The organism is Mycobacterium angelicum (assembly GCF_002086155.1).
Taxonomy (GTDB): domain Bacteria; phylum Actinomycetota; class Actinomycetes; order Mycobacteriales; family Mycobacteriaceae; genus Mycobacterium; species Mycobacterium angelicum.
Genome location: NZ_MVHE01000013.1, coordinates 34404 through 59365, shown reverse-complemented (window position 1 = coordinate 59365; position 24962 = coordinate 34404). Strand labels below are relative to the sequence as shown.

General features: G+C 64.3%; 22 protein-coding genes. 9 read left to right on the top strand and 13 right to left on the bottom strand.

Annotated features, from left to right (window positions below):
* Window positions 1–105 precede the first annotated feature (105 nt).
* Window positions 106–756 (top strand): TetR/AcrR family transcriptional regulator, encoded by a 651-nt coding sequence (locus BST12_RS11420; RefSeq protein WP_083113231.1) that lies wholly within the window; start codon window positions 106–108, stop codon window positions 754–756.
* 40 nt (window positions 757–796) lie between these two features.
* Window positions 797–1621 carry an alpha/beta fold hydrolase gene (locus BST12_RS11415; RefSeq protein WP_083113308.1) on the top strand — a complete coding sequence of 275 codons (825 nt, stop codon included), beginning with the start codon at window positions 797–799 and terminating at the stop codon, window positions 1619–1621.
* 9 nt (window positions 1622–1630) lie between these two features.
* Here the strand turns inward: BST12_RS11415 and BST12_RS11410 are convergent, their stop codons facing one another.
* The 5 genes from BST12_RS11410 to BST12_RS11390 form a co-directional block, all read right to left on the bottom strand.
* Window positions 1631–2509: a universal stress protein gene (locus tag BST12_RS11410; protein ID WP_083113230.1), complete on the bottom strand. Its 879-nt coding sequence runs from the start codon at window positions 2507–2509 to the stop codon at window positions 1631–1633.
* Window positions 2510–2592: 83 nt separating this feature from the next.
* The gene (locus BST12_RS11405) at window positions 2593–3939 is read right to left on the bottom strand and encodes an acyltransferase family protein (protein WP_083113229.1); all 1347 of its coding nucleotides are present in this window, start codon (window positions 3937–3939) and stop codon (window positions 2593–2595) included.
* 64 nt (window positions 3940–4003) lie between these two features.
* The gene (locus BST12_RS32855) at window positions 4004–5434 is read right to left on the bottom strand and encodes a GH12 family glycosyl hydrolase domain-containing protein (RefSeq protein ID WP_083113228.1); all 1431 of its coding nucleotides are present in this window, start codon (window positions 5432–5434) and stop codon (window positions 4004–4006) included.
* A 177-nt stretch (window positions 5435–5611) separates the two neighbouring features.
* On the bottom strand, window positions 5612–6361 hold the full coding sequence (locus tag BST12_RS11395; protein ID WP_245850244.1) for an acyl-[acyl-carrier-protein] thioesterase: 750 nt from the start codon (window positions 6359–6361) through the stop codon (window positions 5612–5614).
* Between the two features lie 2 nt (window positions 6362–6363).
* Window positions 6364–7764, bottom strand: coding sequence for an NAD(P)-binding protein (locus tag BST12_RS11390; RefSeq protein WP_083113226.1), 1401 nt, complete (start codon window positions 7762–7764; stop codon window positions 6364–6366).
* A gap of 108 nt (window positions 7765–7872) precedes the next feature.
* On the opposite strand from BST12_RS11390, the gene BST12_RS11385 reads away from it, so the two are divergent.
* The 4 genes from BST12_RS11385 to BST12_RS11370 all read left to right on the top strand — a co-directional run bounded on the left by BST12_RS11385 (window position 7873) and on the right by BST12_RS11370 (window position 12146).
* Window positions 7873–8703, top strand: a complete 831-nt coding sequence (locus BST12_RS11385) for an enoyl-CoA hydratase/isomerase family protein (protein ID WP_083113307.1) — start codon at window positions 7873–7875, stop codon at window positions 8701–8703.
* A gap of 130 nt (window positions 8704–8833) precedes the next feature.
* Window positions 8834–9727 carry an alpha/beta hydrolase fold domain-containing protein gene (locus BST12_RS11380; RefSeq protein WP_211281258.1) on the top strand — a complete coding sequence of 298 codons (894 nt, stop codon included), beginning with the start codon at window positions 8834–8836 and terminating at the stop codon, window positions 9725–9727.
* Window positions 9724–11397, top strand: a complete 1674-nt coding sequence (locus BST12_RS11375; RefSeq protein WP_083113224.1) for a tetratricopeptide repeat protein — start codon at window positions 9724–9726, stop codon at window positions 11395–11397. The genes BST12_RS11380 and BST12_RS11375 overlap by 4 nt, the downstream gene beginning before the upstream one ends.
* Window positions 11398–11465: 68 nt before the next feature.
* Complete coding sequence (locus BST12_RS11370; RefSeq protein WP_083113223.1) at window positions 11466–12146, top strand: DUF6629 family protein; 681 nt, start codon at window positions 11466–11468, stop codon at window positions 12144–12146.
* A gap of 3 nt (window positions 12147–12149) precedes the next feature.
* Here BST12_RS11370 and BST12_RS34625 read toward each other — a convergent pair whose 3' ends face one another.
* Window positions 12150–12368, bottom strand: a complete 219-nt coding sequence (locus BST12_RS34625; protein WP_083113222.1) for a hypothetical protein — start codon at window positions 12366–12368, stop codon at window positions 12150–12152.
* A gap of 452 nt (window positions 12369–12820) precedes the next feature.
* Here BST12_RS34625 and BST12_RS11355 point away from each other — a divergent pair, with 452 nt between their 5' ends.
* Both BST12_RS11355 and BST12_RS11350 read left to right on the top strand, forming a co-directional pair.
* Complete coding sequence (locus tag BST12_RS11355) at window positions 12821–13684, top strand: hypothetical protein (protein ID WP_083113220.1); 864 nt, start codon at window positions 12821–12823, stop codon at window positions 13682–13684.
* Between the two features lie 152 nt (window positions 13685–13836).
* Entirely contained in the window at window positions 13837–15489 is a 1653-nt protein-coding gene (locus BST12_RS11350; protein ID WP_083113219.1) for a PPE family protein, read from the top strand.
* 31 nt (window positions 15490–15520) lie between these two features.
* Here the strand turns inward: BST12_RS11350 and BST12_RS11345 are convergent, their stop codons facing one another.
* The 3 genes from BST12_RS11345 to BST12_RS11335 form a co-directional block, all read right to left on the bottom strand.
* Complete coding sequence (locus BST12_RS11345) at window positions 15521–18445, bottom strand: MMPL/RND family transporter (protein WP_083113218.1); 2925 nt, start codon at window positions 18443–18445, stop codon at window positions 15521–15523.
* A complete protein-coding gene (locus tag BST12_RS11340; protein WP_211281259.1) occupies window positions 18442–18870 on the bottom strand; it encodes an MmpS family transport accessory protein in 429 nt (142 codons plus the stop codon). Before BST12_RS11340 ends, BST12_RS11345 begins: the two co-directional genes overlap by 4 nt.
* Before the next feature lie 223 nt (window positions 18871–19093).
* The gene (locus tag BST12_RS11335) at window positions 19094–19723 is read right to left on the bottom strand and encodes a TetR family transcriptional regulator (RefSeq protein ID WP_083113217.1); all 630 of its coding nucleotides are present in this window, start codon (window positions 19721–19723) and stop codon (window positions 19094–19096) included.
* 180 nt (window positions 19724–19903) lie between these two features.
* Between BST12_RS11335 and BST12_RS11330 the strand changes: the two genes are divergently transcribed.
* Complete coding sequence (locus tag BST12_RS11330; protein WP_083113216.1) at window positions 19904–21127, top strand: MFS transporter; 1224 nt, start codon at window positions 19904–19906, stop codon at window positions 21125–21127.
* Between the two features lie 10 nt (window positions 21128–21137).
* Here BST12_RS11330 and larC2 read toward each other — a convergent pair whose 3' ends face one another.
* The 4 genes from larC2 to BST12_RS11305 all read right to left on the bottom strand — a co-directional run bounded on the left by larC2 (window position 21138) and on the right by BST12_RS11305 (window position 24951).
* A complete protein-coding gene (gene larC2, locus BST12_RS11325) occupies window positions 21138–22280 on the bottom strand; it encodes a nickel pincer cofactor biosynthesis protein LarC2 (RefSeq protein WP_083113215.1) in 1143 nt (380 codons plus the stop codon).
* Entirely contained in the window at window positions 22277–22933 is a 657-nt protein-coding gene (gene larB, locus BST12_RS11320; RefSeq protein WP_139801620.1) for a nickel pincer cofactor biosynthesis protein LarB, read from the bottom strand. Before larB ends, larC2 begins: the two co-directional genes overlap by 4 nt.
* Window positions 22930–23727, bottom strand: a complete 798-nt coding sequence (gene larE / locus BST12_RS11315; RefSeq protein WP_083113214.1) for an ATP-dependent sacrificial sulfur transferase LarE — start codon at window positions 23725–23727, stop codon at window positions 22930–22932. Before larE ends, larB begins: the two co-directional genes overlap by 4 nt.
* Window positions 23728–24339: 612 nt before the next feature.
* Window positions 24340–24951: a TetR/AcrR family transcriptional regulator gene (locus tag BST12_RS11305; RefSeq protein WP_083113303.1), complete on the bottom strand. Its 612-nt coding sequence runs from the start codon at window positions 24949–24951 to the stop codon at window positions 24340–24342.
* Window positions 24952–24962 lie beyond the last annotated feature (11 nt).

The following is a 24962-nucleotide window of genomic DNA, read 5'->3' as shown; positions in this document are numbered from 1 at the left end:
TGCCCATTACCATCTCCCAGGATTCACTGGCGAAATCGTCACACATGCCGGCCAAGGGGTCAAGAGGTTCTGACGAATGCCTCATAAGTGATGCATACTACTTAAATGACTTCGCTGAGTGAGGGGTCGGGTGCGGCGCCCAACCGGCTCGAACGGCGCAAACGACGCACCCGGGCGGCGCTGGTACGGGCCGCACAAAGATTGATCGCCGAGGGCAGGTTCAGCGTGCCGGTAGTGGAGATCACCCAGGCCGCCGACGTCGGCATGGGCTCCTTCTACAACCACTTCGACAGCAAGGAGCAGTTGTTCGATGCGGCCGTCGCCGATGTACTCGACACCCATGGGGCGCTGCTGGACCACCTGACCGCGGACTTCGAGGACCCCGCCGAAGTGTTCGCTACCAGCTTCCGGCTCACCGGCCGGCTGTTCCGCCAGCATCCGCAGCACAGCGAGATTTTCCTGACCAGTGGGCCGGCACTGCTATCGCCGGATCGAGGGCTGGCCCCGCGCGCCTTGCGGGACATCGAGGCCGCCTTCGCCGCCGGGCGGTTTCGTGTCGGCGACCCGTGTTCGGCGCTGGCTCTGGCCGGTGGTGCGCTGCTGGGGCTGGGCGCACTGCTGCGCGAAGACCGCCGCCGGGACGGGGCCGCGGCCGCCGACACGATGGCCGAAAACCTGTTGCGACTGTTCGGGCTTGACGCAGCAGAGGCACATGCACTCTGCCGACGCCCGCTGCCTGATCTCGACGCCGCGTAAGGTTTCGCACTACCCCGCACCCACCACCGAGAGGTTTGCGATGCCCACGATCACCACCGATGACGGAGTCGAGATCTACTTCAAGGATTGGGGATCGGGGCAGCCGATCGTATTCAGCCACGGATGGCCGCTGTCGTCTGACGACTGGGACGCTCAGATGCTCTTCTTCTTGAACCACGGCTACCGCGTTGTCGCATCCGATCGGCGTGGGCACGGGCGTTCGGCCCAAGTGGCCGATGGCCACGACATGGATCACTACGCCGACGACCTCGCGGCGGTGGTAAACCATCTGGATCTGCATGACGCAGTGCACATCGGCCACTCCACCGGCGGCGGTGAGGTAGTCCGCTATCTGGCGCGCCATGGCGAAAGCCGCGCTGCCAAAGCCGTTCTCATCAGCGCGGTGCCACCGCTGATGGTGCAGACCGAGGCCAATCCGCTCGGTCTGCCCAAGGCCGTTTTCGACGATCTGCAGGCGCAATTGGCCGCCAACCGATCCCAGTTCTACCGGGCGCTGCCGTCGGGACCGTTCTACGGGTTCAATCGGCCAGGCGTCCAGGCATCGGAAGCCAGCATCGCCAACTGGTGGCGTCAGGGCATGACGGGCGACGCCAAGGCGCACTACGAGGGGATCGTCGCGTTCTCCCAGACGGACTTCACCGACGACCTCACGAAGATCACCGTGCCGGTTTTGGTGCTGCACAGCAAAGACGATCAGATCGTGCCCTATCAGGCTGCCGGGCCGCGGTCGGCAGAGCTGTTGGCCAACGGCATTCTGAAGTCCTACGACGATTTCCCGCACGGGATGATCACCACGCAAGCCGAGACAGTCAACGCAGACGTGCTGGAGTTCCTTCGTTCGTAGGCGCTTCGGTCAACGCGTCTTGGCCAGTGATTCGCGCGCAACGATGACGGGCACGTGGGTCAACAACACCACGGCGGCACTGACCGAGCCGAACATCGTTCCGATGAATCCGCCGCTTCCATGGCCGCCGACCACGACCAGCTGGGCCCACTTGGAACTATCGACGAGTTGAGGCGTCGGATCGTTGCGCGCGACGATGCGGTTGACCTCGACATCGGGATAGCGTTCGCCCCAGCCGGCCAGCCGCTCGGCCATGACTTCGTCTTCCCTTGCCCTCAGCGTCTGCCAGCCGGGACCGGGGAAGCTGACGATTTCGTCGAACACGCCCACCGGGCGCCAGGTGTGGATCGCCGTCAGCCCCACCTTGCGGTGCGAGGCTTCGTCGAAGGCTATCGCGAGCGCCTGTTCCGACTTGGGTGAGCCGTCGACTCCCACTACCACCGGGGCCTGGGCGAGCTCGGCGTGCAATTCGACATCGTCGTGCAGGACCGCGACCGGACATGCGGCGTGATGGATGAGCCCCGCACTAACCGAGCCCAGGTGCCGGCCCCGCAAGGTCCCCGTGCCGAGGCAGCCCGCCACCACCAAGGTGGCCCGCTTCGACAGTTCGATCAAAGCGGGAAGCGTTTTGCCAGAATGCATTTCGCAATCAATTCGTAGAGATGCGCCCTGCCTGCTCTCGATGGCCAGCTGATGGGCTTCGTCGAGGATCTGCTGTCCTTGGGCACGCTTGCTCTCTGTGCGGGCCGCCGCTGGAAGAACATGAACCAGCGTCAGCACAACGTTGCGTAACTCGGCATCGCGAACGGCCCACTGGACCGCGATCTTGGATCCCGGCGAGCCGTCGACGCCGACGACGATCCCCAGATGAGTGCGCAGCTTCGACATACGTTCTCCCTATCCCACTGCGATGGAACCTATTCGGTTCAACGTCAAGGGTCAGGGGCCATTGGTCACCAACGCCTGGGCCATCAGCCCTCAGCGTCAGTACGGCGCTGACGATTGTCTTGTCCGGTGGCCGGTGTGGTGGCCTTGGCGGGCCGGCATGCCATCAGCACCAATCCGACGGCGAAGACAGCTGCCGTCGTCCAGGAGAAGCGGCCGTCGGGGGCGAAGCCCCATGCGGACAGGAGCGCCAACCCATAGCTGGTCAGCGCGGTTCCGGTCAGCAGGATCGGCTCGGCCCAACGGTCGGTCAGAGGTACCCGAACCGACGGTAGCGGTGCAGCGAAAAGGCTTCGTAACCACCACAACAACGCGATCTCGGCCAGCATGACCACGCTCAGCACGGCTTCCCATTCCAGCCGGGCCAGCCACCACGCTGCGGTGCCCTGTTCCGGTTGCGGCAACAGTCCGGCCGGGTAGGCCACGACCGCCACGACCACGACCGGCACCATGTGCCACAAGTAAAGGGCCATCACGTTGTTGTTGGCCACCGCTACCGCGCGTTGCAAACGCGGCCAGCGCAGCGCCTTGTTGAGCGCCGGCGCGAGCGCCACCGCGATGCCGGCCTGCGTACCTCCGAACGCGACCATTGCCAGCGAGGGCGGCGTCGTGTTCTGCAAGACTTGGCCGGGAACGCCGATCATGCTGATCGGATAAGGACCCAGCCAAATCAGCAGGACCAATGCGCAGGCGCAGCCCGCCGCGAGCAGAAGTGGTTTGCGGCCGGCCAATAACCCTGCGTGCCAAGCGATTCCGAGCTGATAGAACAACCCCCAGCACAGCAGGTAGTTGAGCCAGCCGAGGTGGGGGACATGGGCCGCAATCGTGGCACCGTCTACGATCGCGACGCCCGCGGCCAGCGCCACCGGCACCGCGAGACCCCATCGGCGGTGCGCGGCCACCGCGACCGGAGTCAGCGATACCACCACCAAATAGACCGCGAGGAACCACAGGTGCATCGCGATGGCCCAGCCGGAGTACTCGAGCACCGAGGCCGGCACGCCAAAGCTCTGCATTAACACCACAATCACCGAAATCAGTCCGACGTAGACGGTGGTGGGACCGAGCACCCGGGCCAGTCGACGCCGAATCCAGTCCGGCCGCGATACCCCGCCGCGGTCGTAGCGATGCGACCACGACACCGCACCGGCGTAGCCGGCAACCAGAAAAAACACCGGGACAGCCTGAAAAGGCCAGGTCAGCCATTGCGTCCAGGGCTGGTCGACCAGTGGGTTCTGCCGACCGAACCGGCCCTCGTGATACGTCACCGATCCGGCCAGCCAATGCCCGAGCACGATCAGAACTACGCCCGACGCGCGGTAGTAGTCGACCGCCAGATTGCGGACTGGCGCAGCGGTGCCTGGCTCGTTCATTTACCGAGAGGGTACTCGGGCCGGTCCTGGTAGCGCTGTACGACAAGATGCCGTGGATTGACCGCTAGTTGACGTTGGCGGAGAACGAATCGACCGCGAGGCCGACGCCGCCGTTCCACGGTTCGAAGCCGGCCTGGATGCTGGTGAGGTACCACGAGTCGGTGATCGGCTCCATGGTTCTGGTGTTGTCGACGAAGTCCATCACATCGAAACTCCACGCTTCGATCGGCGAGGTCGCGACGTAGGACATCACATTGTTCTGACCGTTGGTGCCGTCCCACACCACAAAGGATTTGCCGTTGATGGTGACGTTGCCGGTTGGCGAGCCGACCGGCTGAATGGTGCCCTGGTGGTTGAACCAGATCATGATCTCCTGCTGGTTGACCCCGGTTGTCTTGGGCGTGGGATCCAGCCAGATGTCGTAAGCGGCATCCCAGGTACCGGTGGCGGGATAGGTGAAATCGATGCTGCTGGTTGCGGTTTGGATGCTGCCCAATTGCTTGGGCAGCGTGGTGCCCACCGACCCGGTGCCGTAGTGCCAGCCCGTGAAGATCGAGGGGTAGCTAAGGGGGGCGCCATTGGTGGGTGCCGAGCCGTTGATGGCGGTGATGGTGAAGCCCCCGGTGGGGCTGACGTCGATGGTCTGCCCGGCCGGGTTGTTCCATGCGTTGTTCTGCACTACGTAACCACCGGTGGTGGTCGTCGTCCCGAACTGGGCGGAGATCAACGTCCCGCCGGGCGGGGGATTACCGGGGCCGGGGTTTCCCGGGTCGGTAGGTGAGCTGCTGCTCGCGCCGGCCGGCCCGTCGCTCCCTACGTGGCCGAACAGCCCGGGCCTCCCGCCGGCGCCACCCGGACCGGGGTTGCCCCCGTTGACGCCGGCCACAGCCGACCCCCCGGGACCACCGGAGCCACCATTGCCCACCAACAGACCGCCGCTGCCCCCGGGCCCGCCCGCCGCGCCGAAACCACCGGCTCCGCCGGCTCCGCCGTTTCCGATCAATCCGGCGTTACCGCCCGCTCCGCCGGGCAGGCCGGTTGCGCCCGGGGCGCCATTACCGCCGTTTCCATAGAGCAGCCCACCGTCTGCGCCACGGCCGCCGGCCGTGGTCGCGTTGGCCCCGTCGCCGATCAACGGACGTCCCATCATCGCCATGGTGGGTGCGTTCACCAGGTTGAGCGCCTGTTGCGCGATGCTCTGTAGCGGCGAGGCGTTGGCCGCCTCGGCGGTCGCATACCAACCCGCACTGGTGGTCAGCGCGCGGACGAACTCGGCGTGGAACGCCGACGCCTGGGCGCCCAGCGCCTGGTATTCCCGGGCGTGTGCATTGAAGAGACTGCTGATGGCTGCTGACACCTCATCGGCGGCGGCCTGCAGAATCCCGGTCGTCTGCGCGGCCGCCGCGGTGTTCGCGGCGCCGAGCGCCGAACCGAGCTCGGCGATATCCGTCGCCGCGGCCGCCAATACCGGTGGTGCCGAAATCAGGTATGACAACGCCTAACCCTTCGTCGACCCATCACATCCTTATCACGGCGTTATAACAGGCTTATCACGATCAAATTCGTGATAGCTTTGCCGCGACAGTTATGACCGATTACGAAAGTATCACGGCATTTTCGTCGCCGGGCTCGTATTTCAGAATTTCCGCAAGGTTCTAGAATTGCATTCGGATTAGATCTCGCGCAGCAAGGCGGCCGCGCGCACGTCCTCGCCGACGGTGAAGTGAATGCGCACCCCGTCGGCGTTAGCGCTCGAACGAATCGTCACGTGTTCGCCCAGCTTGATGGGGCTGCGGTATTCGAGCACCGCGCGATAGGGGCCCTTCCCCAGGTCGGGGACCTGGCTCAGAATCTCTTGGATGCCGTGCCAATAGATGGTGTTGTTGACGTGTTCGAAGGGGTCGATATCGGTGCGGCGCAAGGGAAACGGCGTCTCAGTGCAGGATTCCATCGGCTCGGTGAGCCACGGGCGCCATTTGAGCCGGTGGTTGTCGGTGGTGGTGCCGAATCGTGCGATGCAGCCGTCGGTGAGACGGGACGGCGTCAGCGTGTCCTTATTGACGCACAGCCAGAAACCCTCGGTCTCGATTCGCCCGCCGGCCGAACCTTCCAGCTGCACCCGCATAGAGCACCACCTGGTGGAAAGCGCTGCGCACCAACGGCGGAAGGTGATGTCGCTGGGCAGCTCGATCGGCTCGATCACGTCGATTACCGTGCGCAGCACGATCCAATGCGGGTGCACCTCGGCGAGCCCGGCGTCGGCGAGATGCTCGGCCCCGGCCTCCTGGATATAGCGCGCCACCCCGTCGAGCCGCAGCCGCATGTGCTCATCGATGTCGAACGTGCCCAGCCGCCAACCCGTCTGGTAGACGTAGCCGGAGTCCGGAACGCCGACCAGCGGCGCCGCAACCTCTGCAGCCACGCTCATCGCTGTCCGGCCATCGCCGCGCTGAGTAGGCCCTCCAGCCGTTCGCTGGCGGTATGCAGCTTCGACTGAAACATCGAGACCACCCGCTCACGTACTCGCGGCTTGTGCGACAACGGCGGCAGCAACTCAGCGAGCAGATTGAGCCGGGCCGAGCTGAGCCAATCGGTCAGTTCGGGGTCGTCCAGCCAGCGATGGAAATTGCGAAGGTCGGACTGCGTCAGGCGCAACCAGTCCAGGTCGCGATCCGGATGGGGAATCGGTGTGCAGAGCTCGTTTTTCACCGCGTCATCGTCGTAGGAAAATTCCACATGCGCGGTGAAGGCGGCGCTGAACACCTGCTGGCATCCGCGCACCGCCTGCAGGGTGATGGAGTCTGCGTCGAATACCGGTGTGGCCGGACGTTGCGGGGCGCCGTCGGCGGTGCAGTCGATGTAGAGGGCCGACGGTGAGGCCGGAACCGACCCGTCGTCCAGGACGATGGTGGCCGGCTCGACGCGTTGTACGTGGCCCATCCGGACGATGTCGCGGATACGGCGCAACTGGTGCAACTCGGGTTGCGACACCGTGGCACACCGGTACATGCGCGGGCGAATCGAGGGGTCGAGCCGGATCAGGGTGCCGGCCGTCTCCAACCGGTCAAGCAGGTCGTCGGCCGATGTCGCGGCGTCGATCGCCTCCAGGGTGGCGCCGTAGCTGTCCCGGAATTGCTTGATGAACATCGGCCCGGGTTGCAGCGTGGCCCGGTCGATCAGCCACGAATCACGCGGCATGATCCAGGTCAGTTTGTCGGGATCGATCTCGTGGCGCAGCAACCACAGACAGACGTCCATCCCGGTTTTGCCGGCCCCGATGACGACGTAGCGGTCCCGCGCGGCGAACTTCGGCAATTCGTTGGGGGCGATGCAGTCGACGCCAGGCGCCACGGAGTACGGCGCGGGCCGCATCGAAGGCACGATGGCACGCAAATAGGTAGCATCCACGATCCGCTGCTTTACGGTGACGCCGTATTCGGTGCCCGCCAGCGTCCGGAAGCGGCCGTCTCCGAGATACTCGCTCATCGGAAAGTACTCGACCCGTCCGGTCGGCAGAAACTGTTGCTGCATCACGGCATCGAAATAGGAGCACACCTCGCCGACCGGCGCCAGCTCGTTGAGTCCCTGATTCCAGCCCACGCTGTCAATGGTGTTGTTGCCCAACGCTCTTGAGTTCACCCCGTAGTACGCCGACGGCTGGTGCAGCCGTACAAACGGGTAGGCAGTGGTCCAATGTCCACCCGGTTGACATGCGCGGTCGACGATGACCACCCGGGCGTCGGATTCGCTGATCAGCGTGTCGGTGAACGCCATACCCATGGCTCCGGCACCGACTACCAGGTAATCGGCCTCGATGGTTCTCATGTCCCTCCTTCCGGTCCCTGCGCTGTGCCGGCGCTAAAGGACCGTTGCGACACGATAGCGCCTAGGGCGTCGAATCGCCCGAACCGCAGGGTGGGTATCTTTGCCGAGATGAGCGCTGATCTCACCGTCGAGATCGCCGACGGCGTCGCGGTGCTTACCCTCAACCGCCCCGAGCGGCGCAATGCCTACACCGCGGAGATGGGCGCGCTGCTCAATCGGGCATACCGGCGGTGCGACGACGACGACGCGGTGCGCGCGATCGTCCTCACCGGCGCCGGGGACGCCTTTTGCGCCGGAGCCGATTTCGCCACGCAGACAATACCTTTCGACGCTGCTTCCGGCGACTTCACCGCCGCACCGACCGATCCGGCGGCGTTCGAGCTGCGCACCCCGGTCATCGCGGCGGTCAACGGGCACGCCATCGGCATCGGCTTGACCATCGCATTGCAAGCCGACATCCGCATCATGGCCACCGACGCGAAATACGCTGTCGCACAAGTTCGCCGGGGCGTCATACCCGACTGCATGTCACATTGGACGCTGCCGCATCTGGTGGGCGGCGCCGTCGCGGCCGATCTCCTGCTGACCGGACGCAGCTTCGACGGCGCCGAGGCGGCCGCCATCAAAATCGCCACCCGCTCGCTGCCCGCCGCCGAGGTATTCGACCACGCGATGGCAGTGGCACACGACATCGCCGTGAACGTCGCGCCGATGTCGGCCGCGCTGAGCAAGCGCCTGCTGTGGGACACCATGATCAACGGCTATCCGCCGCGCCGGGTCGCTGACCTGGAAACGCAGCTGCATCATCGGGTGATGGGTAGCGCCGATGCTCGCGAGGGTGTCGACGCCTTTCTGCAACGCCGCGCGCCGCGCTGGACGTCGTCGGTGTCGGGGGAGTGGAAGCCGCTGCCGGGAGCGGTAGGCCAGAGAGGGTCATGATGCGCATCGACGTGGTTGCCGACGATCTCGGCTTCACCGACGGGCCTACTGGGCGAGTCGGTCTTTGCTGCGGGTGCGGTTCGACCCATCCGATCCGGGCGACCCGTCGCTGATCTGAAGGGATGCACCGTTGACCAGTTGGGCGAGCCGGATGCTGCCGGCCGTGCTTCGATTCACCGGCAGGACGCGTCCCTATGTCGATGCTCAAAGCGCCCGAGACCACATCGAGCAGCGTGCGTTGCGGCCGCTGCCGTACGGGCCGCCTCGCCTACCCGCCGATGTGCGGGTGGTTGTCCAGCGGCAATCCGGTTGGCCGATCTACACGATTGCGCCCACAACCGCAACACCCGAGCGCACTGTCTTCTACTTGCACGGCGGCGCGTGGGTCAATGAAATCACCTCGCAGCATTGGCAATTGGCTGCCCAGATAGCGGCCGGGGCACAGGCGCGGGTGGTCGTGCCGATCTATCCGCTGATTCCGTTCGCCACTGCCGCTGATGTGGTGCCGGTAATTGTCGAGTTGGTTGCTCAAGCCGTGGCATCCGGCGTCAGCGTGTGCCTGGCGGGTGACTCGGCCGGTGGCCAACTCGCCCTGTCGGTGGCATTGCTGCTGCGCGGTGACCACGGGATCGTGCTACCTCAAACGGTGCTGATCTCACCGGTGCTCGACCTGTCGCTGAGCGACCCGCTGATCGAGTCGATCGAGCCGAACGATCCCTGGTTGGGCCGTGCGGCTTTGCTGGTGATGGCCGAGCGGTGGCGCGGCGACTTGCCCGTCGATGATGTGCGATGCAGTCCACTCGCCGGCGATCTGGCCGGTCTGGGACCGTTGACCGTCTTCAGCGGCACCCGCGACATCCTTAACCCCGATGCTCGGTCGCTGGTGCAGAAAGCCACCGCCGCGGGTGTGGCGGTCGACTACCACGAACGGGCGGGCTTGTTGCACGTTTACCCGCTGATGCCCATCCCGGAAGGCCGCGCGGCACGAGCCGTTATCGTCGAGCGTCTGCGGCTGCGGACATGACCGCCGACGACCAGTATTTCGACCTCGGCTCCTATCACCGCCCGGTCGAAACCCCCTCTGCGCCAGCACAAGTCTGGTTCGACCGCGGGCTGGTCTGGGCCTACGCGTTCAACCATGAGGAGGCCATCCGCTGCTTCGAGCGAGCCCTGGAGCTCGACTCGGATCTGGCGATCGCGCGGTGGGGGATCGCCTACGCGATCGGGCCCAACTACAACAAGGCGTGGGAGGCGTTCGACCCGGTGGACTTGGGCTCCTCGCTGGCCCGCGCCCGCAGCGAACTGCAGCTGGCCGCCCGCGGCCGGGCCAGCGCGGTCGAACGCGGTCTCATCGTCGCGCTGCAGGCACGCTTTCCCACCGACGATCCCGACGACAGCAGTGCCCTGCAGGCAGGCCTCGCCGGCTATGCCGACGCGATGACGGCGCTGGCCGCGGCCCATCCGCACGATGTCGACGTGCAAGCGCTGGCCGCCGACGCGCTGGTCAATGTGACGGCATGGGCGCTGTGGGACAACACCACCGGCCGGCCCGCCGCAGGCTCCCGGGTGCTGGAGGCCAAGCGGATCCTCGATGCAGCGCTCGCCGGGCCGGCGGGCCGCGAACATCCGGGGATCCTGCATCTGTACCTGCACACCATGGAGATGTCGGCGACTCCGGAGGTCGCACTACCGGCGGCGGACCTGCTGCGCGGCCTGGTGCCCGACGCCGGCCATCTGCAGCACATGCCCAGCCACATCGACGTGCTGTGTGGCGATTACCGCAGCTCGGTGGTCGCCAACCAGGCTGCGGTGCAAGCGGATCGGCACTTCCTCCGTCGCGAGGGGCCGTTGAACTTCTACTCGCTGTACCGTGCGCACGATCTACACTTCATCGTGTACTCGGCGATGTTCGAAGGACAATCGCAGATCGCCTTGCGGGCCGCAGACGAGCTCGCCGCTCAACTGACTCCCGAGCTGCTGTCCATCGGGTCTCCACCGATGGCCGACTGGCTCGAGGCCTTCGTGCCGCTGCGCACCCACGTGCTGGTGCGCTTCGGGCGGTGGGACGAGCTGATCGCGCAGCCCCTGCCGCGCGACCCGGAGTTGTACTGCAGCACCGCGGCGACCATGCACTACGGGCGAGCGGTGGCGTTGGCGGCCACCGGCCAACTCGAGCGGGCACATGCCGAACGCGCCGCATTTGCCGAATCCTACGAGCGCATCCCGCACTCGCGGTACCTGTTCAACAACACCAGTCGCGATATCCTCGCGGTGGCCGCCGCCATGATCGACGGCGAAATCGCTTATCGGGAAAGCCATTTCGACCAAGCTTTCGCGCATTTGAGGCGCGCCGTCGAGCTCGACGACGCACTGCCTTACGACGAGCCCTGGGGCTGGATGCAGCCCACCCGTCACGCCTACGGAGCGCTGTTGCTCGAACAGGGCCGCGTCGAGGAGGCGGCCGCGGTGTATGCCGCCGACTTGGGCCTGGACCCCACACTCGCCCGGTCTTGTCAGCACCCGGGAAATGTGTGGAGCCTGCACGGCTATCACGAATGTCTGCAGCGGCTCGGCCGTGCCGGCGAAGCCGCAATCATCGGCCAGCAACTGGCCTTGGCCGCCGCGCGCGCCGACGTGCCGATACGCGCGTCGTGTGCCTGCCGGCTGGCGGTCACGTCGTGCTGTGACGAGTGATCTCAACGTGCGACCACTTCTCGCGGTGGTAGTGGTTTGTGGTGCTGGGGCGCGGGAACACACTCGGGGTGTGCTTTTCCAGGACTGCTGATCTGGTGGTCGGTGCCGCACTGGTGCCGTTCGCCGTGGCGGCACTGCGAGAGGTGAGACACTCGCGCGAGCTACCTTTCGCGCTGCTGCCCGCGGTGTTCGCGGTCCACCAATTCATCGAGGCCGCGGTATGGCCGTCGGCGACCAGCGACGCCTTCGCCATTCACCTGGCGGTGCGGGCGTATCTCTTCATCGCTATGTCGCTGTTGCCCACCCTGGTGCCACTGTCGGTATTGCTGCTTGAACCCCATGGCCTGCGACTGCGGGTGGCACCGTTTGTGGTTCTCGGCGGGGTTGTATCGGCCTATCTGGGCTACGTCGTTCTCTGTCGGCCGGTCAAAGTCGTCGTGCATCCCCATGCGCTGGAATATCAGCACTCGGTGCAGTACGGCGTCGTGTGGGCGGTTCTGTACATCATCGCTGTCATCGGACCCGCCCTGCTGTCGGGCTATCCCTCCATCGTGGCCTTCGGAATACTGAATCTGGTTGGTCTCGTGGTGGTTGCCGTCGTCTACATCCATGCATTCGCATCACTGTGGTGCATCTATGCCGCTGCGGTATCGGTGCTCGTGGTGGTGCACATGATTCGCCGCCGGCGACTTCCCGATGCGCACCGCTCCCTGGGTGGGGCGCTGCATTCGGCGATACGCAGCATCTGACCGCTAGTGTCCGGCTCGTGCGACGGCGACGTAGGTCGAACTCGTCGTGGGTGTCTGCGACAGCGGGTCCACCGGTTCGGCGTCGACGAGCAGGTTGCGGTTCACCCCAACGGACTGTGGCGCAGATCCCTTGTGCGGGGCGAGGATTCGCGAGCCCCAGCCGTGCCTGGCCGCATCGTCGGGATGGATCAGCATGACATTGCCCTCGCCGCCGGGGTCCATCGAATGCCGGTTGCGACGGTTACCCAGCTGGAACGGGTAACCAGGGGAGCACCACGAGGTGGCGCGGCGAGCGATTCGGGGGCGCCGACGAGTTGGGGCGGCGCGACGTGCACCCGCTTGTCGGGGGTGAGCAACGCGGCCGCGAAGTGACCATGCTCCCGCTGCGGATTCTGCTTGTCGGCCACATCTTGCGCACCCGATTGGCTTCGACGCTGACCTCAATACCGCACGAGGCCAGGCAATACCGGCAGAAGGCGAACACCGCCTGTGCGCGATCGGTGCGTCCCATCGTCAGAGCGTGACACTTCGGCCAGTATTTGTAAACTAACTATCCTTGGTGAGGACATGGCGAGACACGCAAGATCGATGAGAAGGCGCTGACGGCGCCCATCCGCGCCGCGATAGCACTGAACACGTCCTAGGTAGTCCAGACCGGGAAAGGCGGCCGACAAGTGAACGAGTTGCGAGACATCCGGGAATTGTCCGGTGACGCCGACGCTTACCGGGACGAACTGTTCCGGCGCTGGACCGGTTTGCTGAGCTACCGCTATATCGGCCGCAAGCACTCGTCGATGGACCTCGGTGAAACCGATGACACCGTCACCATCCGCCGCGACATGCGCAACGCGGCCGGCGGCATAATGGTTGCGCCGCTGGCCATCTCATCACCAGAGGGATGCCAGACCGACCTCGTGGCAGTGCCCAACCCGGTCGTCGCATCGGTTCAGATCATCGATCCCGGCCACGACGTCAGCAGGATCCAGATCGTCGGTTCCGGTGTTGTGCACCAGGGACGGACGATGGGCTACGGGCGGTGCAAGATCGTCGACGCCGACAACCCCGACCGGGTCATCGCGTTCAACGAGGGGCAGGGCGCGATCATCGGCACGCCACCGGAAGGCCTTGACCGGATGGATGTTTCGGGCACGGAGCTGGTTATCGAAGACTCTGCGGACCTGCCGCCGCTGTGGCAGGCGTTCGGTGCGACCCGGCGCGACGACGGCCATTGGGTGCTGCCCGCGCTGAGCGCCGAATTCGCCTCGCCGGACGCCGCACTGCACATCGGACCTCAACATGTCGTCCTCGAGACCGCGGCGACCGAACTCGCCGCCGACATCGCCCAGACCAACATGGTCCAGGTCACCAGCTGGCATGTGATGTTCATGTCGCGCGGCAAGGTGGGCCCCTTCCGCGTGACGGGGCAGGCGTACGCGGGTGGCCCCGGGCGCATCGGTGTGCGCATGCTCCTGCACGACGAAGGAAACTCGGACAAGGCCATCACCTCGGCCGCGGCGGTGTTCGACGTCATGAATTGAAACGACATTCGGTGAAGGCGTCGCGACATTGATCTTCGCGGAATCGCGTTGGCGTAGGCCGGAATGTTCTAGGGTCTGTGATGCTGCGCGGCTCGATTGGCAACCAGTGATCACGCGGATCACGGCGAGCTTTCGTTGCAGAAGAGTTGACTATGGAATTTCCGGTTTTGCCGCCCGAATTGAACTCGGCCCGAATGTTTCTCGGTGCGGGGCCCGAGCCGATGTGGGCGGCGGCAGCGGCCTGGGAGGGGCTGGCCGCCGAGTTGGGCACTGCTGCCGACTCATTCCGCGCGGTGACCGCCGGACTGTTGGATGCGGCTTGGCAGGGGCGGGCCGCGGCGGCCATGAGGGCCGCCGCGTCGCCCTATGCGGGCTGGCTGGCCGTGGCGGCCGCCCAGGCCGAGACTGCCGCTGGATATGCCCGAGCGACGGCGACGGCGTTCGCGGCCGCGCGGGCGGCTACGGTGCATCCCGCTTGGGTGACGCTCAACCGGTCCCAGCTGGTGTCGTTGATACGGTCAAATGTATTGGGCCTCAACGCCCCTGCGATTGCGGCTGCTGAATCAGTGTATGAGCAGATGTGGGCACAGGATGTCACCGCGATGGTCAGCTACTACAGCCGCGCCTCGGCGGCGGCGGCGCAGTTGTCGCCATGGCAGTCGTTGCAGAACCTGCCCGCCATTCAGTTCGGGATCGGCAACAAGGGAAACCTCAACCTGGGCAACGGTAACAACGGACTGGCTAACTTCGGCAACGGAAACCTCGGGAACACAAACCTGGGCAGCGGAAACAACGGCAGTTCCAACGTCGGGAGCGGGAATAGTGGCAGCCATAACCTCGGCAGCGGAAACAACGGCAGTCAAAACGTCGGCATAGCGAACCAGGGCAACGGAAACTTCGGCCCCGCAAACCTGGGTAGTGCAAATTTCGGTATCGCCAACCTGGGCGCTGGCAACATCGGCGCTACAAACAGCGGCAAAGACAACATCGGGTTGGCAAACAGCGGCAGCGCCAACCGAGGCATCGCGAACAGCGGCAACAACAACTTCGGCTTGTGGAACACGGGCAATGGCAACATAGGCATCGGACTCACCGGAGACAACCAGATCGGCTTCGGGGGCCTGAATTCGGGGTCCGGGAATGCCGGCCTATTCAGCTCGGGCACCGGAAACGCGGGCTTCTTCAATTCCGGTGAAAATAACACCGGCATCCTGAACGCGGGTGCCAAGAACTGGGGACTATTCAACTCGGGCGGCGTCAACACCGGTTTCGGCAACTCAGGCGCATCGAGCACCGGATTTTTTAACTCAGCCACCGCGGACACCGGCTTCGGTAACTCCGGCGAAGGCAACACAGGCTCGTTTAATTCAGGTACCGGTAATACCGGTAGCTTCAACGCCGGCAGTCACAACTGGGGCAGTAACAACGCGGGCAACCTCAACAGCGGCTCCGGCAACTCAGGCGACACCAACACCGGGTTCTGGAACTCAGGAGATCTCAACACCACCGTCGGCAGCACCGGCACGGGGCCCGGTGTCAGCTCCGGGTTCTTCAACAGCGGTACGGGTAGTTCCGGCTTCTTCAATGCGGGCAACGACAGCTCGGGTTTCCAGAATGCGGGTGCCGACGCTTCCGGTGTGCGTAATTCGGCACCGTCCTCGGGTTACTTGAACGGAAGCGGGTCGAGTTCGGGCTTTTTGAACTCTGGGTTCCTGTTCAATTCGGGCTTCTTCACCGCCGGCTTCGGCAACTCGGGCGTATACAACTTGGGGACATTCCTGTCCGGCTTCGGACGCCGCAATTGAGCCTCCAATTGAGCCCCGATTGAGCCGCCGGCTAGACCGAAGTCAGTGATTGCTCCTCGGCCGGCACCTCACGTGGCTTCGGCCAGGGCGAGGCAACCGGGCGTTGCCGCACGCGTTGCGGCCACCAGAACCACTTGCCCAGCAGCGCGGCAATCGACGGCGTCATCAAAGACCGGACGATCAGGGTGTCGAACAGCAGCCCCAGGCCGATGGTGGTGCCCACCTGTCCGATCACGATGAGCTGGCTGACCGCCATCGTCATCATCGTGAAGGCGAACACGAGCCCCGCCGAGGTGACCACCGACCCGGTGCCGCCCATGGCCCGGATGATGCCGGTGTTCAGGCCGGCGTGGATCTCCTCTTTGAACCGGGACACCAGCAGCAGGTTGTAATCGGCACCGACGGCCAGCAGGATGATGACCGACATCGCCAGGACCATCCAGTGCAGTTCGATGCCGATCAGGTGTTGCCAGATGAGCACCGAAAGCCCGAAAGACGCACCCAGAGAAAGCAATACGGTTCCCACGATCACTGCCGAGGCCACCACGCTTCGGGTAAGGATCAGCATGATGATGAAGATCAGGCACATTGACGCGATCCCGGCGATCAACAGGTCGTAGTTGCTGCCGTCCTGCATGTCCTTGAAGGTGGCCGCGGTACCGCCGAGCAGGATCTTCGAGCCCTCCATGGGTGTGCCCTTGAGTGCCTCGTAGGTGGCCTTCTTGATCGCGTCGATATGCGAAATGCCTTCTGCGGACATCGGATCGCCGTCATGGCTGATGATGAAGCGCACCGCATGGCCGTCGGGGGAGATGAAGTTCTTCATCCCCTTCTTGAACTCGGGGTTGTCGAATGTCTCCGGCGGAAGGTAGAACGAGTCGTCGTTGCGGGACGCGTCGAATGCCTTGCCCATGGCAGACGAGTCGCGCTGCGCACGCTGTTGCTGTTCCAGCAGACCCTTCTGGGTCGAATACATGGTCAGCATCATCGTTTTCATGTTCTTCATGTTCTGGATCATCTCGGGCATCAGCGCGACCATCTTCGGCATGAGCGTGTCGATGTGATCCATGACGGGCAGCAGGCTCTGGATGTCGTCGGTCATGGTGTCGATGCCATCGAGGGCGTCGAACACCGACCGCAGCGACCAGCACACCGGGATGTCGAAGCAGTGCTTCTCCCAGTAGAAGTAGGACCGGATGGGCCGGAAGAAGTCTTCGAAATCGGCCATGTGATCGCGTAATTCGGCGACGTCAATCGTCATCGAGTGCATCTTGCCGACCATCACGTGCATGTCGTCGGCCATCTGCTGGGTGATGCTTTGCATCTGCACCATGCTGTCGATGGTTATCTGCATCTCGTCGGATTGTTTCAGCATGTCGGCGATCTGATCTTCTTGATACTTCTGCGTCATCTGCTGGGAGACGCCCTGCATGCTGATCTGGAACGGGATCGACGTGTGCTCGATGGGCTTGCCCTCGGGCCGGGTGATGGCCTGCACGCGACTGATTCCGGGCACCCGGAAGATCGCCTTGGCGATCTTGTCGATGACCAGGAAGTCCGCGGAATTCCGCAGATCATGGTCACTTTCGATCATGAGCAGCTCGGGATTCATCCGGGCCTTGGAGAAGTGCCGGTCCGCGGCCCCGTAGCCGGCGTTGGCAGGCAGATCGGCGGGCAGGTAGTTGCGGTCGTTGTAATTGGTCCGGTACCCCGGCAGCGTGAGTAGGCCGACCAGCGCGATGCCGATCGTCATGACCAGGATGGGTCCGGGCCACCGGACCACGGCGGCACCGATCTTGCGCCAGCCACGAATTCGCTGCGCGCGCTTGGGCTCGAGTGTCTGACGGAAGCGCGAGGCGACCGAAATGACCGCCGGACCAAGCGTGAGTGCCGCGAGCACCACCACGACCATGCCGATGGCCAGCGGGATGCCCAGCGTCTGGAAGTACGGCAGGTTGGTGAAGTGCAGACAGAACGTGGCGCCGGCGATGGTCATACCTGACCCGAGCACCACGTGGGCCGTGCCGTGGAACATGGTGTAGTAGGCGTCTTCTCGCGATTCGCCGACGGCTCTGGCTTCCTGATATCGCCCGATCAGGAAGATCGCGTAGTCGGTTGCGGCCGCGATGGCCAACGTGACCAATAGGTTCGTGGCGAACGTGGAGAGTCCGATGATCTGGTGGTAGCCGAGGAAGGCGACGAAGCCGCGGGCGGCGGCCAGTTCGAACACCACCATCGCCAGCGTGAGCAGCACCGTGACGATCGACCGGTAGACCATCAGCAGCATCGCGATGATCACGACGAAGGTCGCGCCCTCGATCATCTGCAGGCTACGGTCACCGGCGATGTGCTGATCGGCTTCCAGCGCCGACGGGCCGGTGACGTAGGCCTTGACCCCATTCGGCGGCGCGACGCTCTTGACCATCTGCTGGACGGCCTCGACCGAGTCGTTGGCCTTTGCCTCGCCCATGTTTCCGACGAGATACACCTGGACGTAGGCGGCCTTGCCGTCGTTGCTCTGTGCGCCGGCCCCGGTAAGGGGGTCACTCCAGAAATCCTGAACGTGCTCGACGTGTTGGGTGTCGGCCTCGAGCTTCTTGACGATCTGGTCGTAGAAAGCGTGAGCGTCGGCGCCGAGCGGGTTTTGGCCCTCCAGCACGATCATCACTGAGCTGTTGGACTTGTACTCCTTGAACACCTCACCGACGCGCTTGGTCGCGATCACCGATTGCGCGTCGTCGGGGCTCATGGACACCGAGCGCATCTTCCCGACTTCGTCCAGCTGTGGGACGACGACGTTGAGCACCGCGATCAGCGCGATCCAGCCGATGATGACGGGAACGGCGAACTTGCGGAGGAAATGGGGAATCGCCGGGCGCGCTGCGTGTTTGGGGATGGGAGCGGTGGCGGAGCTGTCCGGGTTGTCCGGGCGCGTGTCTTCGATGGTCGTGCTCATGCTGATTTCACCAGGCAGGAGGTCAGGGCGTGCACGCCGTTGGCAATTTTCTCGTCCTTGATTTCGTTGTCGACGGTGATTCGGCAGCCGAGGTAGTCGCCGTCGCTTTGCGCCGAGATGTTCGGGAACACTGACGGTGCGGTTGTGCTGAGGACCAGCGTCCACGGCAGCGGCGCGTTGTCGAGGCGCCGCGGTTCGGCACTGAGATCCAGGTAGTTCACGTTGGCGTGGCTCGCCGAGCCGAAGATCTCGTACTTGACGACCTTGGGCTTGAACGGCTTGGAGTCGTCCACCTTCGGGCTGGTCAACGTGTCAGCGTTCTCGGCAGCGAAAAACGACTTGACCCGGTGCACGGTAAACCCCCCGATCGCCAGCACCGCCACGATCAACAGCGGCAACCAGGCATTACGCACCATCTTTGCCATCTGCACCTACGCGATTCCTTCCCGGCTGGGCAATCCCGTTATGGTCTGCTGGCTCGCGTTGCAGTGCGCCACAACATGTTCGAACGCCAGGTACGCAGACAGTTCCCTATGCGGAAAACGGCCCGGCGTGCCGGGTGCGAACGTCTCGCGTAACCGAGGCGTAGCCGAGTGCCGCCGCCGGACCATGGATACATGATCTGCATACTTTGCAGATTATGCAACTTTATGTGTGGCCGGTCACCGCATCTTTGGTGAAGATGCTGTTGACCAGGGCCGCAGCTCGTTCGACGTAGGGCATGGGCGTGTCGTCGGCGTCTTCTGGCTCGCAGCTGGTCCAGCGCTCGATGCCAGAGCGCACTGCGGTCAGCGCCAGCGCAGAGATCAAGGCGGGTATCTCGTCGTCGGACCGCATCCCTTGGCGACGGGCCACGATCTCGGCCAATTGAGTTTGGAACCGCTCCAGGTCCGCCAGGAATGCCGCCAGCACCGCCGGCGTCGTTTTGGCCAGTTCCAGCATGCATGCGGCCTGATCGCGTTCCGGCGGCACGTCCCGCAGATGGTGCGCGGCAAGGGTGATCAGCTCAGCGAGAACGACGGGGTAGGGGGCGGCCCCGGCTGCGACGAACTCCTCGGCAAGTTCGGCGGGAATGTCTGAAGGGCCGTAGGCGACAGCGGACTCTTTGTTCGGAAAGTAGTTGAAGAATGTCCGGGTCGAAACGCCGGCTTCCGAGCAGATCTCTTCGATCGTCACCTTGTCGAACCCGCGTTTCTGGATGAGGCGGATCGCCGCGCCGCGGATGTCGGCGCTGGTCTGACGCCGGCGCCGCTCGCGCAGACCCATCTCATTCGCCATGACCCCATCGTTGCATGGGATGCACGTTTTGCGTCCAATCGGCTAAAAGCGGTGTTCACGAGGTTGCAGCGGATACGCTATTCATTCGGTCGCCACGTTGATCACATGCGAATAGTAGTGTAGGTAACAGTTGTGTAGTGCAATAGTACGCATGAGTGTGGCCCGGGTAGTCGGCGCGGCATGGTAACGCGGCAGGCCTATCATCGCGGCTATCTGACTGCCATGGTCATCGACACCACAGGCAGCGGTGTGTGGATTCCGTTCTCGCTGCTCTTCTTCACCTACGCACGCGGCATGAAGCTGGCCGATGCCGGCGCCGCGCTGACCCTGGGCAGCCTCGTCGCGCTGCTGGGCGGCGGCTTGTTGACCGGAGCCATCGTCGACCGTATCGGGCCGTTTCGCGCGGCGACCCTGAGCTCCGTGATCCGGATGATTGCCTTCCCGTTCTACCTGGCCGACAACACGCTTGCTTCGCTATCGATGATCGTGGTGGCGCTGAGCTTTGCCGGCCGGCTGTTCTGGGTGGCGCACCCGGGGATGGTAAGCGCGTTGGCGCCGTCGGAAGATGCTCGTGTCGGCCTGTTTTCGATGATCAACGCCTCGCGCAGTGTCGGTCTGGGGCTGGGTGGGCTGATCGGCTCGCTCGGGGTCTGGGCCGAGCGCGGCAGTGGGTTGTTCTGGACCTTCATCGTGCTGGCGAACGCGGTCAGCTTCGCGGTTTGCGGGTTGCTGTTCTGGCGGCTGCGCGGCTTCGATCAACAGGCCAAGCAGCGTGACGACAATGGTGTGGGCCGCTACCGCGACGTGCTGACTCAACGCCGCTTCCTGGTGTTCGTGGCTGCGATCTTCGTGGTCGCCCTGGCGAACATCGGGTTCGACTCGATACTGCCGGTGTATCTGCTCGCGCTGGGCTTCCCGATTTGGGCTCCGCCGATCACCTATCTGGTGGTCAGCATCCTGGTTGCGGCCTTCGCGCCGCTGGCAACCAAGTGGGGCCGTCGTCGGTCCGGGCTGCGGCTGTTGGCGCTGGCGGCCGGGCTACTCGCAATCACATTCGCGGCGCTCACCATGATGGTGACGGTCGACATGGGCAGGACGGCGCTGCTGGGCGTGGCCGCGATTCTCTTCAGCTTGGCCTCCGCCACTTTCGGCGCCACCGGGTTGAAAGTCATGTTGAGTTTCGCGCCGCCGGGGAGGACGGGTCGCCACTCCGCGGTCTACTCGTGGTCGTGGGGCATAGCCATTGCTGTGGGCCCTGGAATGTTTTCCTCGTTGTTCACCGTCGGTCGCGTGCTGCCGTGGGTGTTCCTCGCGGTGGTGCTGGTTTTCTCGGTCGCCGCATTCCTGGCGTCGTCGCGCACCGCCGCACAACGGGTTGGCGCATCCGAGGCGAGCGCCTCATGACCTGAGCTAGTCAATCCCATTGCGCGACAGCGGTTTGAGCGCTGTTGTCGAATGCAAGCCGCCGGGCTTCGGCTAATACCTGCTTTGCCGGTTGCCCGAGCGCTTGCGCGGCGGCCACCACGTCTCGCCACTCCGGGTTGACGTTGACGGTTTCTCCGTCGAGCCGGGCGGTCTTGATCCGGATCGGTTGTCCGCCAACGTGAACCAGACTCTCCGTTCTGGCCAGCTTGTGGTGCTTGGCCACCGTCGTTTCGCGCAATCCGATCGAGCTGGTCTCCCGAAAAACGATGGCGCGCAGGTCCGCGGCCCGCTGGCTGGGGGCCAGCACCGATAGGGTGTGTGCGGGGCGTCCCTTCTTCATGATGATCGGGGTGAGCCAGGCGTCGTAGGCTCCGGCGGCGAGCAGGCGTTCGATGACGTAAGGCCACACCCGCGGGTCGAGGTCGTCCACGTTGGTTTCGAGCTGCACGCTGCCGGCCGGTTGTTCCACCGGGTCGCCGACGACTATGCGCAGCACGCTGGCCAGTTCGGGTGGATTGTGCTGGCCCGCACCGTATCCCACGTGACGCATGACGAGTGGGGGCATTTCGCCCCATTCCGCCACCAGCGTCGCGAGCACCGCCGCGGCCATAGTTGTGGGGCATTCCGTGGCGGCTGGGCCGGCGGCTACCGGCACGCCCTTGAGCAGTTCCAGCACCGCCGGGGCTGGCATCGCTGTTCTGCTGCCAAGGCTGACCGGCGAACAGTGCAGCGCTTCAAGGCCCAACTGACAGAATCCGGTAGCTGCGCCCACCGCGTAAGCGAGGGTGTGGCGGACGTGGTGAAACGTAATGTCTTCCAGAGAAATTCGCCTTACGCGCGACTCGGCTTCGGCCAGTCGGCGAAGGATGGTGCCGGCCGTCGTGCGGACTGGCTCTTCGACTCGGTCGAGTGTTTGCCGAATGTCGAGCAGGGGTGGGTCCTGGTCGCCACCAACCTCGATCTTGGTGGCGCCGACGCCGCCCCGTTGGCATGTCGTCGACGTCAGCGTGACGCCGAGGCCAAGTTGGTCGATCGCCGTCTGCAAAAGCTCCAACGGCACCCCCGCGTCGACGAGAGCGCCGAGCAGCATGTCTGCGCTCACCCCGGCTCGGGCGTCGATCCAGCCGATCATTTCCGATTCAGCGCCAACAGAATTCGGTTCGCCGCACACGCCGCACCGAACCCATTGTCGATGTTGGTGACGGCGATGCCCTGCGCGCAGCTGGTCAGCATCGAGTGAAGCGCGGATTCCCCGTCGGCGGTCACGCCGTAACCGGTCGAGGTAGGTACGGCGATAATGGGCTGGCCGGTGAGCCCGCCCATGACCGAGGCGAGCGCGGCGTCCATCCCGGCCACCACGATCACGACGTCGTAGGCGGTGATCTCATCGACTCTTTCCAGCAGGCGCCAGAGACCGGCAACACCGACGTCGGCGATGAGATTAGCCGTGAAACCGAGGAACTCAAGTGTCCGACAGGCCTCCGTTGCGACGGTGAGGTCCGACGTGCCGGCGGTGACAACAGCCACCTTGCCCTCTCGCGCCGCCAGGCAACCATGCATGATCGCGGTTGCCGACTCCGCGTCGTATTCCATCGAGGGCCCGGCTAGGTCCCGAACATCTTGGTACTGGGCGTCGCTCATTCGGGTGAACAGAACCGGGTTGTCGGGCCGCTCGACCAACTCGGTCACGATGGCGCGCAGCTGCCGCGTCGTCTTGTTCAGACAGAACGTTGCCTCCGGCATCCCGACGCGCGCAAGCCGGGCGTAGTCGTAGCGTAGGGTCACGCCAGCAACTTCAGTGCGCGACCGGGACGATATGGCTTGTCGTCCAAGATGACTCGGTCCAGCGATGGTTCCACTTTCCGCATGGCCGCGGCCACCCGGTCGATGATCTCATCGGTGACCAGTGCGTGGTCTTCCGCGGTGACCTCAATCAACACGACCTCCTCGCGCAGCCGGCACCGGACGACCTCGATTCCCGTCAGCATCTTCAACAGGTCTTCACCGATTTCTATCGATCGAAGCCGCGACGGCGTTACTGCGGTGTCCGTGTACAGGCGGCTGGCCAGACATGGCGATGCCGGCAGCTCCGCGAAGTCCAGCCCCAGCTCCCGGGCGATGGACCGGATGTCTTCCTTGCCCAGACCCGCTTCGATGTAGGGGTGTCGGACGTCGTTCTCCTCGGCGGCGATCAGACCGGGCCGGTACTCGCCGAGATCGTCAATGTTGGCGCCGCTCAACATTGTTGCGCCGGCACGGCTTGGCAATTCGCCTATCGCGGCGTACAGGTGGCTTTTGCAGAAGTAGCAGCGGTTGCGCGGATTGGCGAGATAGCGCTCGTCGTCGAACTCCGTGGAACGGACCAACTCAAGCGTCCAGTTCCCGGCCTCGGCCTGCGCGATCACCCGCGCTGTGGCCGCCGCGGGAACGGCCGGCGTGACGGCATGGGCCACCACGGTGGTGTGCGGCGCCGCCCCGTGGGCGACGGTAGCCAAGAGCAGACTGTCCACGCCGCCGCTGCATGCCACGATGCGGGTGGGCGTCGCCGCCAGGGCTTGCTGCAACCGAGTTAATGTCATTGACCGGACTCTCCGAAATCCATTGTCTCCCTTAATTTATGGCGCGGTGCGGCAATATAACCGCATCAATATGCGCCTTTGATTTCTGCGGGGTTCGAGTGAGCTACTCGGTGCGCAACAAGTATGCATAAAAACTATTGCATTACGCAACCATTTCTTATAAGTCCTATCTGCGTTCCCGTCGCTACTCGTCGCCTTTGTCGGCAAAGCGCTTGCGCAACTGTAGTCAAGTGACTACAGTTGTGGAAATCCGATGTAGTCATCTGACTACATCGCGCCTTTAGCCGCTCGTTCGGTGTTGTGCGAGCCGCAATACAGAACAAGGAGAACCAGAATGGGAACAATGAAAATCGCAGCAAGCCGGCCCCGCGCAGGAATGGTCGCGGCTGCAGGTCTCGTCGCTTTCGCGGGCCTGATGACTGCCGGAGTGGGTAATGCCAACGCCGCCACGATTCAGACCGAGGGCACTTACCCCAGTCACGCCGCATGTATGGCCGCGGGCCCCGGCGTTCAGGCCACGACAGATGGTGGCTGGACTAACTATTGGTGCGTTCCAGACCGCACATCCGCGGGTACCTGGCGCTTGGTTTTGAGCAACTGAGGCCTGCTGGCTCAGCGGCTGAGTATCACGTTGAGTAGCTGAGTAAGCCAGGCGCGTGCGGCGGCCTGGTCGCTGTCGAGCAGTAGCTGGATGCTGACGCCGTCGTATGCGGCAACGATGGCGCGGGCGGTGAGGGTGACGGTTTTGAGGGACGGGTGAAACTCGAGGCCGCTGGCAATCAGCCGTTCTTCGATGACCTTGCGCAATTGAGCGCGGTGCACTTCCCAGCGGTGGGCGAGGTCGGGGTTGCGGGCCGCATGAAGCAGAAAATCGATCTTTATGAGCAGCCAATCGCGTTCGAACAGCAGGGTGTCCACGATGCGTTCGACCGCTTCCGGCACGTCGGCGACGGGTTCACTGCCCTGCATAGCGGCGCGAACCTGGTCGGCCGTGCGCTGGGCCCACTGGTCGTAGAGCAGAAAGAACAGTTCCTCGAGGGTGTCGAATTGGGAATAGAACGCGCCGCGGGTGTAGCCGGCGGCCTCGCACACGTCCTCGATGGTCACATGGCCGTATCCCTTGTCGGCGAACACTCGAAACGCGGCGTCGATGAGCCGGGCGCGGGTTTCGGCTCGGCGCTTGGTGACCCGCACGGGCTTGTCGGTGGTGGTCGTAGCCGGCATCAGTACTTCAC

Coding starts and splice junctions, on each gene's coding strand:
- BST12_RS11420 (WP_083113231.1), top strand. CDS start 106: ATGACTTCGCTGAGTGAGGGGTCGGGTGCGGCGCCCAACCGGCTCGAA.
- BST12_RS11415 (WP_083113308.1), top strand. CDS start 797: ATGCCCACGATCACCACCGATGACGGAGTCGAGATCTACTTCAAGGAT.
- BST12_RS11410 (WP_083113230.1), bottom strand. CDS start 2,509: ATGTCGAAGCTGCGCACTCATCTGGGGATCGTCGTCGGCGTCGACGGC.
- BST12_RS11405 (WP_083113229.1), bottom strand. CDS start 3,939: ATGAACGAGCCAGGCACCGCTGCGCCAGTCCGCAATCTGGCGGTCGAC.
- BST12_RS11390 (WP_083113226.1), bottom strand. CDS start 7,764: ATGAGAACCATCGAGGCCGATTACCTGGTAGTCGGTGCCGGAGCCATG.
- BST12_RS11385 (WP_083113307.1), top strand. CDS start 7,873: ATGAGCGCTGATCTCACCGTCGAGATCGCCGACGGCGTCGCGGTGCTT.
- BST12_RS11375 (WP_083113224.1), top strand. CDS start 9,724: ATGACCGCCGACGACCAGTATTTCGACCTCGGCTCCTATCACCGCCCG.
- BST12_RS34625 (WP_083113222.1), bottom strand. CDS start 12,368: ATGGACCCCGGCGGCGAGGGCAATGTCATGCTGATCCATCCCGACGAT.
- BST12_RS11350 (WP_083113219.1), top strand. CDS start 13,837: ATGGAATTTCCGGTTTTGCCGCCCGAATTGAACTCGGCCCGAATGTTT.
- BST12_RS11345 (WP_083113218.1), bottom strand. CDS start 18,445: ATGAGCACGACCATCGAAGACACGCGCCCGGACAACCCGGACAGCTCC.
- BST12_RS11340 (WP_211281259.1), bottom strand. CDS start 18,870: ATGGCAAAGATGGTGCGTAATGCCTGGTTGCCGCTGTTGATCGTGGCG.
- BST12_RS11335 (WP_083113217.1), bottom strand. CDS start 19,723: ATGGCGAATGAGATGGGTCTGCGCGAGCGGCGCCGGCGTCAGACCAGC.
- BST12_RS11330 (WP_083113216.1), top strand. CDS start 19,904: ATGGTAACGCGGCAGGCCTATCATCGCGGCTATCTGACTGCCATGGTC.
- larC2 (WP_083113215.1), bottom strand. CDS start 22,280: ATGATCGGCTGGATCGACGCCCGAGCCGGGGTGAGCGCAGACATGCTG.
- larE (WP_083113214.1), bottom strand. CDS start 23,727: ATGACATTAACTCGGTTGCAGCAAGCCCTGGCGGCGACGCCCACCCGC.
- BST12_RS11305 (WP_083113303.1), bottom strand. CDS start 24,951: ATGCCGGCTACGACCACCACCGACAAGCCCGTGCGGGTCACCAAGCGC.